This window comes from Psychroflexus montanilacus (assembly GCF_020164535.1).
Taxonomy (GTDB): Bacteria; Bacteroidota; Bacteroidia; order Flavobacteriales; family Flavobacteriaceae; genus Psychroflexus; species Psychroflexus montanilacus.
In genome coordinates, this window is record NZ_JAIQZC010000004.1 from 306844 (window position 1) to 321033 (window position 14190).

General features: G+C 38.1%; 13 protein-coding genes and 1 pseudogene. 4 read left to right on the forward strand and 10 right to left on the reverse strand.

Annotation, left to right across the window (positions count from 1 at the left end; genetic code table 11):
- Positions 1-137: 137 nt before the first annotated feature.
- Positions 138-1979: a PLP-dependent aminotransferase family protein gene (locus LB454_RS12410; RefSeq protein ID WP_224464994.1), complete on the reverse strand. Its 1842-nt coding sequence runs from the start codon at positions 1977-1979 to the stop codon at positions 138-140.
- A gap of 198 nt (positions 1980-2177) precedes the next feature.
- Between LB454_RS12410 and LB454_RS12415 the strand changes: the two genes are divergently transcribed.
- Positions 2178-2855 (forward strand): class I SAM-dependent methyltransferase, encoded by a 678-nt coding sequence (locus LB454_RS12415; RefSeq protein ID WP_224464995.1) that lies wholly within the window; start codon positions 2178-2180, stop codon positions 2853-2855.
- A gap of 95 nt (positions 2856-2950) precedes the next feature.
- Here the strand turns inward: LB454_RS12415 and LB454_RS12420 are convergent, their stop codons facing one another.
- Positions 2951-3418, reverse strand: coding sequence for a hypothetical protein (locus tag LB454_RS12420; RefSeq protein ID WP_224464996.1), 468 nt, complete (start codon positions 3416-3418; stop codon positions 2951-2953).
- A 100-nt stretch (positions 3419-3518) separates the two neighbouring features.
- Here LB454_RS12420 and LB454_RS12425 point away from each other — a divergent pair, with 100 nt between their 5' ends.
- Together LB454_RS12425 and ovoA are read left to right on the forward strand one after the other, a co-directional pair.
- Positions 3519-4052, forward strand: a complete 534-nt coding sequence (locus LB454_RS12425; protein WP_224464997.1) for a GNAT family N-acetyltransferase — start codon at positions 3519-3521, stop codon at positions 4050-4052.
- Between the two features lie 8 nt (positions 4053-4060).
- The gene (gene ovoA / locus LB454_RS12430; protein WP_224464998.1) at positions 4061-6169 is read left to right on the forward strand and encodes a 5-histidylcysteine sulfoxide synthase; all 2109 of its coding nucleotides are present in this window, start codon (positions 4061-4063) and stop codon (positions 6167-6169) included.
- On the opposite strand, the gene LB454_RS12435 is transcribed toward ovoA, so the two are convergent.
- The 4 genes from LB454_RS12435 to LB454_RS12450 form a co-directional block, all read right to left on the reverse strand.
- Positions 6166-6462 carry a hypothetical protein gene (locus tag LB454_RS12435; RefSeq protein ID WP_224464999.1) on the reverse strand — a complete coding sequence of 99 codons (297 nt, stop codon included), beginning with the start codon at positions 6460-6462 and terminating at the stop codon, positions 6166-6168. The two genes, ovoA and LB454_RS12435, sit on opposite strands and share 4 nt — an antisense overlap.
- A 190-nt stretch (positions 6463-6652) precedes the next feature.
- Positions 6653-8158: a S41 family peptidase gene (locus LB454_RS12440; protein WP_224465000.1), complete on the reverse strand. Its 1506-nt coding sequence runs from the start codon at positions 8156-8158 to the stop codon at positions 6653-6655.
- Between the two features lie 24 nt (positions 8159-8182).
- Positions 8183-10027 carry a hypothetical protein gene (locus LB454_RS12445; RefSeq protein WP_224465001.1) on the reverse strand — a complete coding sequence of 615 codons (1845 nt, stop codon included), beginning with the start codon at positions 10025-10027 and terminating at the stop codon, positions 8183-8185.
- 198 nt (positions 10028-10225) lie between these two features.
- Positions 10226-11407 (reverse strand): MFS transporter, encoded by a 1182-nt coding sequence (locus tag LB454_RS12450; protein ID WP_224465002.1) that lies wholly within the window; start codon positions 11405-11407, stop codon positions 10226-10228.
- A gap of 63 nt (positions 11408-11470) precedes the next feature.
- Here LB454_RS12450 and LB454_RS12455 point away from each other — a divergent pair, with 63 nt between their 5' ends.
- On the forward strand, positions 11471-11920 hold the full coding sequence (locus LB454_RS12455; RefSeq protein ID WP_224465003.1) for a GreA/GreB family elongation factor: 450 nt from the start codon (positions 11471-11473) through the stop codon (positions 11918-11920).
- Here the strand turns inward: LB454_RS12455 and LB454_RS12460 are convergent.
- The 4 genes and pseudogenes from LB454_RS12460 to LB454_RS12475 form a co-directional block, all read right to left on the reverse strand.
- Positions 11917-12417, reverse strand: a complete 501-nt coding sequence (locus LB454_RS12460) for a GNAT family N-acetyltransferase (RefSeq protein ID WP_224465004.1) — start codon at positions 12415-12417, stop codon at positions 11917-11919. The genes LB454_RS12455 and LB454_RS12460 overlap by 4 nt on opposite strands.
- Before the next feature lie 82 nt (positions 12418-12499).
- Positions 12500-12946, reverse strand: a pseudogene (gene tnpA / locus LB454_RS12465) (IS200/IS605 family transposase).
- A 293-nt stretch (positions 12947-13239) separates the two neighbouring features.
- Positions 13240-13566 carry a hypothetical protein gene (locus LB454_RS12470; RefSeq protein WP_224465005.1) on the reverse strand — a complete coding sequence of 109 codons (327 nt, stop codon included), beginning with the start codon at positions 13564-13566 and terminating at the stop codon, positions 13240-13242.
- A gap of 168 nt (positions 13567-13734) precedes the next feature.
- Positions 13735-14172 (reverse strand): hypothetical protein, encoded by a 438-nt coding sequence (locus LB454_RS12475; RefSeq protein ID WP_224465006.1) that lies wholly within the window; start codon positions 14170-14172, stop codon positions 13735-13737.
- Positions 14173-14190 lie beyond the last annotated feature (18 nt).

The window sequence follows — 14190 nt, forward strand, 5'->3', positions numbered from 1 at the left end:
GAATAAAAAAGACCCTGAAACAAGTTCAGGGTGACAATAGTATAATTTTAATCTACAAAGCTTTCGATATGTCCCGCTAAACATAGACTTATTAAAATGCCAGACTCTGAAACAAGTTCAGGGTGACAATCATTTTCTTACAACTGCTTCACAAATTCTGAAAACACTTGTTTATGCTGGTCCAAGTCCAAGTCTGGTGAAACCGACACCCGTGCGATGTAGTCCTTGTCTTCTTCCTTGGTGGTGCCTTGGGTAGACGTGGCAGGTATCGTCCAGTAGCAGCCCTTCAGTTGGCCGTAACTCACGCAATGCTTGCTTTCTGGAATCTGAGTAATCATCATCGTAATGAGCTTATGGTTTAAAGCTCTTTTATAGGTTTCGCGTTCTTCATCGGTAGCGCCTTTGGTAGGGAGATCCAGTGAAAACACCGATGGCGTAAAGCCCTGCTCAACGACCTCATCGGGTACAAAATTGATTTTGGCTTCTGGGAGTTCTTCCTTGATGAAGTCCACAAACTCACGGGTGTTTTTATACGCGTCTTTGATTCTTTGGTTCATGGACGGCAACTGCTCGGCCAAAATTTCCACCTGAAGGTCTGTCGCTTCGTTGTCGCAAAGCTGAAAATGCTTTTGAATGCTTGGCATCAAGTCATCTGCCTTTTCATTGGCTACACAATAGCCAGCTGTACAGCGACCACCACTTGGGAACTTGGATCCGCTTACATAAGAAATGGTTCTAATGTCGGCAAACAGACCGTCTTTGCTCAAAAAGTGAACGTTTGGACAAAAGGTTTGATCCAAAATAAAGACAGGTGAAATAGCAGCCTTACCATCTGGGGTATGTCTTTGATTTCTCAAAGCAGCCGTGAGTGCTTCCAAATCTGGGACTTCTACTCTGGGATTGGTAGGAATTTCTGCAATGATGTAAGGTACGGCATCGTCTTTGGCCGTCTGGTCCAGCACCTGAGCGGTACTTTGTACCATGTCATTATCCTGGTCTACGGGGAGATCCATAATATCGACGCCATCTACTGCAGCAACCACACGTCTGGCCTGGTCGTTGGTTCCACCATAACAGTTGGGTGGAACAATAATTTTGATGCGCTTACCAGGGTGTTTGGTTTTGGCATCATCGATAAGTCCCATCATAATGGCATATTGAACGGAGAGTCCGCAGGAGCCAAGCAACACATCGGAAGACGCAAGAGTTATGTCCTGAACCGATTTGATGACACTGGCTAAATTGGTCGCTCGGTCTTCATTTCTTTTCACAGAAGGAGAAACCTCAACAAATCGCTGTAAAGCTTCAAACGCATCTGACGGCGTCATGGCAATGGTTTCTCGTCGTCGCACATGCTGGATGTCTGAAATGTAAGCTGCATTCTCTTCACCATTCACTATCAAAATGCTCCCCAGTTTCGGATAGAGATTCACGTGAAAATCGATAGCTGCATTCAATTCAGCTTTGCCAACCTCATGATCCTGAGAAACAAAAATGGTACTGCCTTCAAACTCTGGAATCTCAGTACTGCTGTTAACTTTTTTCAACTCTAAAGTATAGCCATAAACCCGTTTAAGGGTTTCAGCATCGAAGAAGTCGGGCAGATCTTCGGTATAAACAAGTTGAGTAGCCTTGTTCTGAAGTTTGTTGGAACGCAAAACAGCAAAAATTGACATCGTCTGTGATGAAAAACTGATAACTTGTTCAGCTTTGATGCCGTATTTATGGGCAATTCCCCATTCTAAAACCGATGACAGCGGATGTCCAAGGCGAATGTAATCGTAAGCTGTGGGGAGTTTCGCTAACTTGGAAGTGTCTGCGGTGTGGTTTTGATACAAGACTTCCAGTTGCTCCAAAAACTCGGTTTTGGCCTGGCTTTCGTTATAGATATCCAGCCTGTGGGTGGTAAGCTTTAGCCAGTCTGTAGGTACTTGGTCTAAAACCTCTTTTATATAAGTCTGCACGTTGTGAGTTTGCATAATTTTATTTTTAGATGTGCAAAATTAAAGATTTCCAAGGGGTCGACTGGTGGTCTTAACAAGATGTTTTATTAGGGCCTTTTGAAGAGAATCAAAATCACAAGTAAGCATTACTAAACCCTTTTCTTTTAATTTAATGAAAATTCTATTGAGTAAATTAGCGCCTTTTAAAAGTAATTAGGCTCGTAAAGTTAGGATATGAAATCAAAAGAACTAAATCCAGGAGCTGTAAAACAAGCCTGGCCTACAAAAAAGGCTATGGCTCAGATTTACGAGAAACAACTCTGGGGCGGCAATCCTTCTGATTTTTACTCAGGAGAAGGTTCCCATCGTCCTGAACTTGTAGATCCTTACATTGAGGTTGTCACTTCATTTCTTTCTTCTTTTGAAACGCCACCCGTCGTTTGTGACCTTGGGTGCGGTGACTTTAATGTGGGTTCTAAATTGATAGCTTACACCAGTAAATACATAGCCGTCGATATCGTAGAGGATTTGATTACCTATAACAAGCGTAAATTTAAAGACGAGTGCGTCGAGTTCCTTCAACTGGATATCGCCACAGACGAGCTACCAGACGGAGATTGTGCTGTAGTGAGGCAAGTGCTCCAGCACCTTTCTAACAAGGAGATTGGTGCGATTGCCTATAAGTTAAAAGCTTTTAAATACGTTATTGTTACCGAACACATCCCAAATGCTGACTTTATACCCAATAAAGACATCATTTCTGGACAGGGAACCCGCTTAAAAAAGGCTAGTGGTGTAGATTTATTAAGTTCTCCGTTTTATCTTCAAGTGAAAAGCACAAAGAGGTTATTGACAATACCGTCTGAAGACGAAAAAAGCCAGATCCTAACTATGGTTTTTGAAATGTATTAGTTGAATTGTATCAATTCTAGATTTTAGTGCTTCCGACTCTTTAGAGGTTTAACTTTCATTGAATACAAATCAAAGCCTTGGGCATAAAAATCTATTTAAGCTACATCTAGAGAGTTATTTCTATTTTGATTCTGTTGAAGATCCTTGAATTTAGCTTTTACCTGTTTTAAAGCTTCGTCTTCCATTGTATTCAAATCCAGTGTATAGTTTTTATCCTTAAGTTGAAGCTGAATTTCGAAAAGCTTGACCTGAATAGTTTGTATGTCTTCAAAATGGATGACTTCAAGTTGTTTGGTTTGAGGAAGGAAAAACCTCAACTGTTGTTCATCCCATTCTATATAGTATTTTTCATTTCTAAGGTTATAAGTGCCTAGCACTATAAAAAATAATCCTTGAAATCCCTGCAGGAATCCGGTCCAATCTACTGAAGAGGATTCAGTACCGGACTTACCTATAAATAATTTTACTATTGCAAAAATTCCAACCAATAAGAACAAAACTCCAAAACCTATCATTAGTTTGGAGAATACCTTTTGAGTTTTAAAGGCCTTGACTCGAGTCATTTTCAATTTCACTTAAGGGATATCGCTGTAAATTTAATTAATGAATTTTTAATAAAAATAGAAACTTAATTAAAATTCATTAAACATAATTTTGCAACTCATGATTAATTATATAAAAGTTACTAAGACAAACTATCAAGATCAAAGCCTAAAGCTTAGAGATCTCTATCTCGATACGTTTACCAAAGGACTCTCGGCTCAGCATATCGAATCTGAAGATGCCGAGGTCTATCTCCAACAGCTTTTTGAAAGGGGGTATGCCATCCTTGGCTTTTCAGAAAAACAGCTAGTTGCAGCTTTAATTGCTACTCCCCCAAGCTTTGACCAGGAACGCCCTGATCACCTCAAAGACAATTATTCTGATGCTGAAACTTTATACATCGCCGAAGTCCTGGTCGATAAAGAGTTTCGCGGCAGGGGGCTTGGTAAAGGCTTATTTGAAGAATTTGAAGCTACATTGAACCCTGATATAACCCATGTTTTGCTCAGGGTATGGAGCAAAAATGAAATTGCTGTTCAACTTTATAAAAATTCAGGTTTTAATGAATGCGGAAGTATTTTTCAAGAAAAATTAAAGCCCATTTCTAAAGAACCTTTTGAAATGGAAAAAATCTACATGCTTAAGTCCTATTAAGGAAAACTATGAAAGAATTTAATATAAAAACACCGGTTTTAACTGAAGGCAGTGTTGAAGATAAGCGCCAAGAAATCCTCGATTATTTCAACAGAACCTTTGAGCTGGATACTCAGCTTTACAACACTTTAAAAGACGAAGAGGCCTTCTATATGAGAGCCGATCCACTTCGTCATCCTATCATATTTTATTACGGGCACACCAGTGTGTTTTTTGTCAATAAATTGGTCCTTGCCGGACTACTGCCTGAACATATCAATCCGCATTTTGAGTCGATTTTTGCTATTGGCGTGGATGAAATGTCCTGGGACGACCTCAACGAAGAAAATTACGACTGGCCTACAGTTGCCGAGGTTCGAGAGTACCGCAAAACCGTTAAAGCTGAGATTACCAAACTCATTAAAGAATTGCCTCTGGAGTTGCCTATCAACTGGGAAAATGCTTTCTGGCCTATCCTCATGGGGATTGAGCATCAAAACATTCATATCGAAACCTCATCTGTACTCATCCGTCAACTCCCGATTGAGAAATTGCAAACCGGTATCTTTACCAACGTATGTCATGAAGATCATTCTGTAGTTGCCAACGAATTAATAGCCATCAAAGGCTCCGAAATTCAATTAGGTAAAGTTCCAAATCACCCACTTTACGGCTGGGACTTAGAGTACGGTAGTTTTGAAGAACAGGTAGAAGATTTTAAAGCTTCCAAATATTTAGTCTCTAATGCTGAGTTTTTAGAGTTCATCGAAGACGGAGGCTATCAGGACAAAAAGTGGTGGACCGAAGAGGGCTGGTCCTGGTGTACTTATAAAGAAGCTGAGCATCCTCAATTCTGGATTAAGGAAAACGACAGTTACAAGTTACGATTAATGACCCAAATTGTTCCTATGAAATGGAGCTTCCCGGCAGAAATCAACTACCTGGAAGCCAAGGCCTTTTGCAACTGGAAGTCTGCCAAAACCGGCAAAACACTCCGCTTACCCACAGAGGCAGAGTGGTATAAGTTAATCGAAGTGAGCCAGGTAAAAGACGCCATCGAATGGGATGTCGCTCCAGGTAACATCAATCTCGAGCATTACAGCTCTTCCTGTCCCGTGGACAGCTTTGCTTTTGGTGATTTTTACGATCTCATGGGAAACGTCTGGCAATGGACAGAAACGCCCATTACAGGTTATCCAGGATTCAAAGTGCATCCGTTGTACGATGATTTCTCGACGCCTACTTTCGATGGTAAGCATAACCTCATCAAAGGGGGTTCCTGGATCTCTACGGGGAATGAAGCGACTTTGAATGCTCGTTATGCCTTTAGACGGCATTTCTATCAGCATGCTGGCTTTCGTTATGTCGAATCTGAGTTTGAACCTGAAATTCGAGTGGATAGTTATGAAACCGATGAAGAAGTCACCATCTCCTGCGAACATAACTATGGAGACGACTATTTGGGCATGACCAAACTGCCTCTACAGGTGCTGGAAGTTTTGAAAAACCATATTGAAAATCCAGCTGATAAAAAACTACTGGACCTCAACTGCGATACAGGTCGTTTGGCTTTTGAAGCTATTCGTCATTTTAAAGAGGTGACCGCCATTGATGCCTCAGCTCGTTTTATCCGTCCGGCTATTGAATTGCAAAAGAACGGCTTGCTGAGGTATGTCATCAAAGATGAAGGTGAATTATCTGTATTTAAGGATGTCGTGCTCAAAGATTTGAAACTGGACAACACATTGGATCACCTTCAATTTATGCAGGATGACGTCATGAAGCTTAAGGAACGCTACACCGGTTATGATGTGATCGTCGCTATGAATCTGCTGGAAGACATTCGCCAGCCCAAGGCAGTTTTGAGCAGGATTCACGAGCGATTAAACGCTGGTGGGACATTGATTTTAGGGTCTACCTACGCCTGGGAATCAAGCACCAGCGAGGTGGAACACTGGCCCGGAGGATTTAAGAAAGACGGAGAACCTGTGAGGTCTATCGATGGCATCACCGACATTTTATCCAAACACTTTAACCTGGTTACAGAACCTTTGCAACTGACCTATCCGATCCGACAATCGAGCAGAAGCTTTGAAGTGCAAAGGTCTGAGGTGAGTATCTGGCGAAAGAAGTCTTAATTAAGAAACCAGTAAAGAGCGATGAAAACCAGAAGAGTAAAGACTAAGCTTATACCATAAAATATTCGAAGCTTTTTGCGATGTTTAGCTGCTGCTTTTTGAATTTGAAGTTTGGCTGCCTTGACTTTTTCTTCTGGGATTTGTTTTAATGTTGACTTTATGGGTTTAGAAGATTTAGAATGAATCCCTTCCCGATTGTTATCTTTAAATTTTTTTCGCTGAGATGGACGCTGAGCTCGGTTTTGCTTTAACCGATTGTTCATGTCCTGAATATGTCCTGCGCCAAAACTCATTGCTGTTTCTTTTTAAAAAGAATTCCGGCACAAACAATAATACCAAAACCTATTGCAGTCAACGCTCCAGCTATAAATTCAGATTTAAAAAAGTTTAGGTTTTGAATAACAATACCAGTTATCAAAAGGAGAGTGCCTAAAATTCTGTTTTGCAGTGTGGTCATGAATCTAATTTATCTTTATATGAATTTCACCTCTTTTCAAGCAATTCCAAAGTAAATTTCATCTGCGTATCTTCATTAGTAAGAAAATCTTCCAGAGATTGAGACACTTTATGATCGGGAATAATACCTCTGCCGTAGATCTGATTGGATTTTTCAGGAACATCTTGCTCCAGATTTACTATTGAAAAACTGGTAGCGAGTTTAGATTTTGGTAAAACATAATCAAAAGGAGTATGCCCATTGTGTCCGTAATAACCCCCAATGGTTTCCTCTCCTAACGTAATTGTATTTTCATTTCCGGCAACCATGGCGGCAAACAAACTGCCAGCAGAAGCGACTGCCGGACTCGTAAGTAAATAAATTTGTCCTGTAAACGCGTTTTCATTAGGCTGACGCACTTGATGATCCTTACTAGTTTCATCTTGATAATATTTTCCATCTTTTTCCAACGGAAAGATTTCTTGAAGTTGCCTATTATGTCCACCTACAACTAATGGCCTAATAAGTTTAGGAATCCAAATATCATAATATCTGATAAGTGGAATTTTTCTGAAACTGATCCAGGCTTCTTTGTTTTCTTGAAAATTTCGTTGCGATAAATATGAATAAGTCAAGAGATCATTAGGATCATCGCCACCGCCATTCTGGCGGACATCTACGATTAAGTTTTTTAACTTATCCTTTTTAACCTTTGTAAAGATACTATCCAAAAAAGCAGCATAGGTTTTATGCTCATCTGAGTTTTCGTTACCCATACTAAAGGAATGGATAGTCAAAACTCCTGTGAAGGAATCCACTTGTTTAAAACCGTATTTTTGATGTTCGTTTAAATTGGTGTAATAAACCTGATCGAGGGGCTTGGAGTATAGTGCTCTGAAATTTTTATAATATTCAGAATTACTTACACTTTCCAGTGTTTTGGTTATTTCTGAATTTGAATTAAGTCTTTTGAACGTTACTCTGAAGTCTTTTTTCTGCCCATAATGCAATCTGTAGTATTCGGAAAAGTATGCTCTTAAATCAATTCTTTTTCCAGTGAGATTATCCCCATCTGTGTTGGAATATTTGTAAAGATTTTCAATTACATCTAAGATAGGCTCTCCATTAATTTCTAAAAGCTCAGCACCCAGAGGAAGCTCTCCACCTTCAAAATTAATTCGCCATTTCCCTTCTATCCATTTAATAGGATAAGGGAAGTAACCAGAGGATTCGGCTTTTAAGTTATCAAAGTACTTATCTGGAAGACTAGTGTCATTATGCAGACTGCCCTCAAAATCGGTGAGTTGACAAATGATGTTATAAAAATCCAGATACGTAGAAGACTGCTCAATTTCAGTTTCTGCCCATTGGTAAATGCTATCGATTTGGGCTTCTGTTCGGTATTTATAGAGTCCCGAGTTGGCTTTAATTCGAGTCTGTTTAAACACCTCCAGGTCTTTTTTCATCTTTTTGGAGGACATCGGTTCATCGATGTGTTGTGCAAAAGTGAAAAGGCTGATAAAGAGGAGAAGAGTGGTGCTTAGGGTTTTCATAATTTTTCAAACATCGAGGTCACTTTATTTGCTTAAAGCTTTTATGATTCTGTCCTCATTTATCACTACATCTCTAAATAAAACATGAGGAAACACTTTATATTTTGAGTTCTTAAATGCTTCAAATATTTCAGACAAAGCGGATGCTGTAATTAATGAAAGATTTAATTCGGTATTCATTTCACAGTCTGTAATAAAGTCATCACTAAACTCTGGGGCGATCAGTAAAATCTTTGACACACGAATATCGTTTTTCTCAGTAAGGCTTTTATAAGATTTAAGCTGTCTTGATACTGTACTGAATTTATTGTAACCCTTTTCTTTTCTGGTTTTACATTCTACAATAATCACATCTCCATTGTCTAAATGTAAAAGGATGTCAATAAGATCTTTCTTGGTGTTTAATTGTTTTCTTAGTTCTTCATCAACATTGAAACCTAATTCAATAAAAATCTTTCTTGTTAATTCTTCAAACTTAATTCCCAATTCACTCTCTTTTACAGAAATACCATTTTCTTTCAAGGTATTTAAATCTCTGTAAGCTACTTTTTCGTAGTTTTCTAGGTAAAGATTCTCGGCATCTTTATAGTGTTCCAGCGTATTAAGAATATTATCACCACGTTGCTTAATATCATGATCTAAAATGAATTTTTTGAAATCGTCTTTAGCAACTAAATCTAAAATATCTCTGGGCTTAAAATTATAGTCTAAAAGTAAATCTGCTTTTAATACATATTCATCTTGAATTTCAAATTTTGACCGTATTTCTTTATTTAAGTTTGGTAGAGACTCATTTAGTTCGGTGAGCAATTTCTCAAAACCATCAAGAGAAATATTGATGTTCTCATCTTTATCTACATTTTCAAAATAAATTATCAAACTTTCAATCTTCTCCTCTAAAGTACTTCCTCGAAGGTTTTCGATATTTAATTTCTTCTCACAGAGCTCATTTAAAGTTCTTTTCTTCTCAGTAAGGTTTGATTCGTTTTTATAAATATCATTCATGAGAAGTCCTCTAAAAGATACTCCTTCGATAATGATTTCTTCAATCTTATCTAAGTAACTTAAATTCCTATCTATATTATGCTTCCTTGCTATTTGATTTATGATAGGCTCTCTAAGTAGTCTTAAGGTTCTTCTTAGAAATTTATCAGCCACTTCTTTTTTCCTTAGTTTTCGAAGCAAGCGAACCATCTCATCAGCGACAAAAATTGTATTCTCTTTTTTTGAATAAAAGATGACCCCAATATTTTTAAGGTTGTTGATAACCTCCATAACATCCAACTTTTTTATAGGAAGAATGGAGTAATTAATCAATTTAATTTCTTCCTGAGAAAGATCCAATTCTTTTGATAAAGTCAATAGAATTGATAGTTCGTCTGATGTAATTTTTGCTTCTCTATTATTTTCTAAATCGTTTCTATAAGCAGTTGTAAGACAGGCTTTATAAATTTTATAATCTCTTCTTCTTTCATCCGAAATCTCTGACTTTTCATTTTTGAACTCCTCGTTGGTTTTTTTAATATTTGCTTTAATATGCTTTAATTCTGCCTCATAAAGCCTAGAAAACCAGTCTTGTTGCATGATGCAATTTCCATCACGAATCAAAATGTCAATTAAAATGTCCAGTTGATTAGACGTGTCTTGAAACTCGCCTTTCAAATACTCAAAAAACTCATCTTCTATTAAAGAAAAAACCTTAGAAACGTTTTGGTTGTCGACCGATTTTAAACCTTTATCCGCTGAACTCAGGATTTTATCTATTGCTTTGGCATTTTTCGGATTTTGGGAGATAATACTATCAATCACCTTGATAAAATTATTTTTATCAATAGAATTCAGTCGATCTAAAATTTTCTCTAATTTCATAATAGTTAGTAGTTATGGTATTGGATTTTCGTTTAGTTAAAGGATGAATTGATAAGAATAAGTTTAAATCTACAATATTTCTCGCACAATGAAAGAAGTAATTTCAAGTGAACAATTTAAGAAGTTCACAAGCTTCTTCTAACTTGAATAAAACAGTGATGAAGGCTAAACAAATTTGAGAACCCCTAAAAAATTTTACTAGGATAAAACAGATTTAGAATTTAACCAAAGCACCACCAAACCCAACACAGGACCTAATGCTAAAACCAAATATATATTCGTGGACAGTGTGTTTAAATTTAACCCGTTCAATAACTGAATACTCACAATCGTGATGGCAAAACCAATACAATTCACGATGGTTAAGGCTGTGCCTTTGATAGCGGCAGGAGCTTGTTGAGCGACCAGAGAAGACAGCAAGGGGGAATCGGCAATCACCGCCAAGCCCCACACCAGCAGAAAACAGATAAATAAGACCTCATTCTCTAGTCCAAACATCCAGGGCGATAGCAGACAACAGCTTCCGGAGATTGCCAGAGCCAAAGAAGCGATGCGTTGAGCACCAAAACGCTGAGAGAGGTAACCGGCGCATACGCAGGACAAACTTCCTACACCAATGATCAGAAAGGACAGCAGAGCGATATTAAAGGTGGTATCGGGATGAAACTGCTCATAAAGACTTAACATCACCGGGACAAAAGCCCAAAAGGCATAGAGCTCCCACATATGTCCAAAATAGCCTAAGGCTGCAATCCGAAAATCACGAACTTTAAAAACGGACCAGAACGCAGAGAGTTGAAGTTGTTGACTCTGTTGGCGGTATGGCCCATCAGGAACAAAACAAAAGATCAACACCCCTCCAAAAACGGCTATAACTGAAGTTAAAATCAGTACGCTTTCCCAAACCATACCTGTCGTTAGATCGCTTAATAAATGTGGAAAAGCGGTCCCAATCACTAAAGCTCCTACCAGAAATCCCAAAGACTTACCTAAACCTTTTTGGTAATAATCGGCAGCGATTTTCATTCCCACCGGATAAATACCAGCCAGGAAAACGCCTGTCATCACTCTACAGCTTATTAAAGACATAAAGCTATGGCCCTCCCAAATTACGGCCAGGTTAAAACCTGCGCCCAGTAAAGCCGATACAAAAAACACTCGGGAAGGGGAAAACCTGTCGGCAAAACTCAATACAGCAAACAAAAGAGTCCCTGCAATAAAACCTATCTGAACTGCTGAGGTGAGATGTCCTAAAGCCCCGGGAAAAAGGTCAAATTGAACAAGTAGCTGAGGCATAACGGCATTCCCAGCAAACCAGAGTGATGTACAGCAGAATTGCGCAATAACAATAAGCGGTAAAATGGATTTTGAAATCTTCACGAGCCAAAGGTATTAAACTTAAGGAAGCTTATCTTTATCGAAATTTAAATCTGAAACCCACCCATGAGCCTAAAACACGACTTATATCAGCAATGCCTTCAACTGGTAGATCAACGTTACCAAAGCATTCAGCGGCAAATTGCAGATTTGCAGAACAGCCTGCTGTCGGAAACCAAAAGCAGCGCTGGGGATAAGCATGAAACGGGTAGGGCAATGGTCCAACTAGAGCGTGAAAAAGCGGGACATCAACTGGCTGAAATCAATAAATTGCGAACAGTATTGTCTCAGCTAACTACCGATAATACGTCCTCGCATGTGAGTTTGGGCAGTGTGGTGTTTACCTCCAAGGCCCATTATTTTATCAGTGTGAGTTTGGGAGCTTTAGAGGTGGATGGCCAGACCTTTTATGCCATTTCGCCTAGTACGCCTATCGGTCAATTGCTGATGGGTAAAACCCCTGGGGATGTCGTGAATTTTAACGGCAATTCCTTTGTGATTCAAGAGGTGGTTTAAAGCAACTTCTGATACAGATTGTAAGTGGATATGCTTAACGTTTTAGCCCCCACCTGTTCAAACCCTTGCTTTTCATAATACCGGCAGAGGTTGGGGTTTTTGGAATCGGCGTCCAGTCTTAGGTACTTGCAATCTTGTTTTTTAGCCTCTTCCGCAACCTTTTCAATAATCTTAACTCCCAGGCCTTTGCCGTTGAATTTTTCTTGGACCACCAGCGAATGGATGTATTTGGCTTTTTCCTCCTGTTCGCCCCAGTACATCAGGTCTTTGTCCAAAATTCTAAGCATTCCCAGAGTGTCGCCAGCTTCATTTTTCACCAAAAAATACTCTCCGTTGGCAAGACCTTCCTTGACCCATTCTATTTTTTCTGAAGGCGGATTCTTCCAGTATTGCCAGTGATCGATGTTCATCCTGCTGATTTTATCGGCAGCTGCCTGAAACATGTGGATCACTTGATCTAATTCTTTGGGCTGGATGGGTGTGAAGGTGATTTGCATTGTTTATGTTTTTATTAACCACGGTTGAAACCATGAGCTATACGCCATTTGTATTGTTGGAATGGTTTTAACCATTTTCCCACTATGATTGATTTTTATCAGAGTCAAACCCATAGAGTTTTAAAAACGCTTCATATTCCTGTAGAAAATTTTTCTTTTGATGGTGTTTCTTTTGATTTTTAATGTAGTTATAAGTTGTATTCAAAACAGATTCTGAAACCGAATAAGCTGCATAACCTGTTTGCCAAGCAAATTTTTCTGAAATTAACTCATTTTTATTGATCCAATGTGAGCTACTCCCCTTAATTTGTTTAATAATTTCTGAAATTGATTTTTAGGAATTCAATAAAAATAAGGCATGAATGTGGTCTGGCATCCCATTGGTGATTCTAACCGGGCAGCCATTTTCTCGAAGTTGATTTGAAATAAATTGATGTACTTGCTTTTCAATAGAATAAGATATTAATGGTATTCTCATTTTTGTGGCCCAAATGGCGTGAATCCATATTTTATTAAAGGAATGTGGCATTGGGATAGGTTTATATTATTCCACTAATTTAAGCAAACCATTAAAATGGTTTCTAATATGCACTGTTTTTATGGACCACGGTTGAAACCGTAGGTTATGTGTTTTAAAATTCATAATATCATTTTCATAGCCCACGATTTAAATCGTGGGCTATGAAAATGAATTAAAAAATTGAAATGGTTTTAAGCATTTTATATATCCTTGCTTTTTGAAAGGTCAAATCCATAGAGGTTTAAAAACTCTTGATATTCTTGATTGAAATTTTTCTTTTGGACTAGCTTGGTTTTTTTCTCTTAAGCTGAATCAACCATTGCTTTATTGGCCAGATGCTTTTTCAACTGTAATGCCTTTAAATTTTTCTTTAAGTTCTCCAGTTTAAACCCATAAACAATTGATACTGTTATTGTCATAATTACAAATCCAAAGATAACCGCTTCATGGTATTCCATTCGATCAATTAAAGGTACTCGGCCTCTTCTTCCTGGAAGGAAAGGGAAAAGAAAAGGAAGTATTAATGCCACTCCAATGTAGTAAGGAATTCTCTTTTTTAGCTTGGAGATGTCTGCTAAACACTGGTCGTATTCGATAACCGCCCGTTGATGTCGTTTCTTAGGTGTCAAATGTGTGTTCTTAGTTGATTCTATAATTTTAGAATTTAAAGTTGTATTCAAATACAAAAGTCGCTTTCTTTTAATGTTTTAGGTTTTTAAATGAAAAGAGCCCTATAGTTAAGCCTTTAAAGGCTGTTATGCTTAGTTAGTATTAAATTCTAATTTATTATCTCCTATTTAATCAGCATTTCTTTTAGCCTGATCGTTTAAAGATAAATAATGAATAGAAAGTATGAGTTGAATGTTCGGATCGTCAAGATCGAACGATTTTTTATCATTTAGCACTTCCGAAAACTGAATGTCTATAGCGTAAAAATCTCCTGATGCCCGAATCCTTTCTGCATATTTAGCAATTCTTGGGTTGGATTTACCCAGATCATTCAAATATTGTTGGTATCTACCCATTGCAACGGAACATATTTCATCTCCTTTTAATTCGCTTGGATAGTATGTAGTTTCACAAAATCTCCATATCGCATCAAAAGTTGAATTGGAAATTTTCCCATATAATTTCTTTTGTTCCTCAAAATCAATGTTTTTCCAGAATGCATTTCCAGTTGCCATCAAGTAATCGTGTGGTGTCCATTCATAACATGTTTTAAAATCTGAATCCATATGAAGACACATTTCATC

Bases quoted from the DNA above. Each gene is read 5' to 3' on its own strand.
- LB454_RS12410 (WP_224464994.1), bottom strand. From the start codon at position 1,979: ATGCAAACTCACAACGTGCAGACTTATATAAAAGAGGTTTTAGACCAA.
- LB454_RS12415 (WP_224464995.1), top strand. From the start codon at position 2,178: ATGAAATCAAAAGAACTAAATCCAGGAGCTGTAAAACAAGCCTGGCCT.
- LB454_RS12420 (WP_224464996.1), bottom strand. From the start codon at position 3,418: ATGACTCGAGTCAAGGCCTTTAAAACTCAAAAGGTATTCTCCAAACTA.
- LB454_RS12425 (WP_224464997.1), top strand. From the start codon at position 3,519: ATGATTAATTATATAAAAGTTACTAAGACAAACTATCAAGATCAAAGC.
- ovoA (WP_224464998.1), top strand. From the start codon at position 4,061: ATGAAAGAATTTAATATAAAAACACCGGTTTTAACTGAAGGCAGTGTT.
- LB454_RS12435 (WP_224464999.1), bottom strand. From the start codon at position 6,462: ATGAGTTTTGGCGCAGGACATATTCAGGACATGAACAATCGGTTAAAG.
- LB454_RS12440 (WP_224465000.1), bottom strand. From the start codon at position 8,158: ATGAAAACCCTAAGCACCACTCTTCTCCTCTTTATCAGCCTTTTCACT.
- LB454_RS12445 (WP_224465001.1), bottom strand. From the start codon at position 10,027: ATGAAATTAGAGAAAATTTTAGATCGACTGAATTCTATTGATAAAAAT.
- LB454_RS12455 (WP_224465003.1), top strand. From the start codon at position 11,471: ATGAGCCTAAAACACGACTTATATCAGCAATGCCTTCAACTGGTAGAT.
- LB454_RS12460 (WP_224465004.1), bottom strand. From the start codon at position 12,417: ATGCAAATCACCTTCACACCCATCCAGCCCAAAGAATTAGATCAAGTG.
- LB454_RS12475 (WP_224465006.1), bottom strand. From the start codon at position 14,172: ATGGATTCAGATTTTAAAACATGTTATGAATGGACACCACACGATTAC.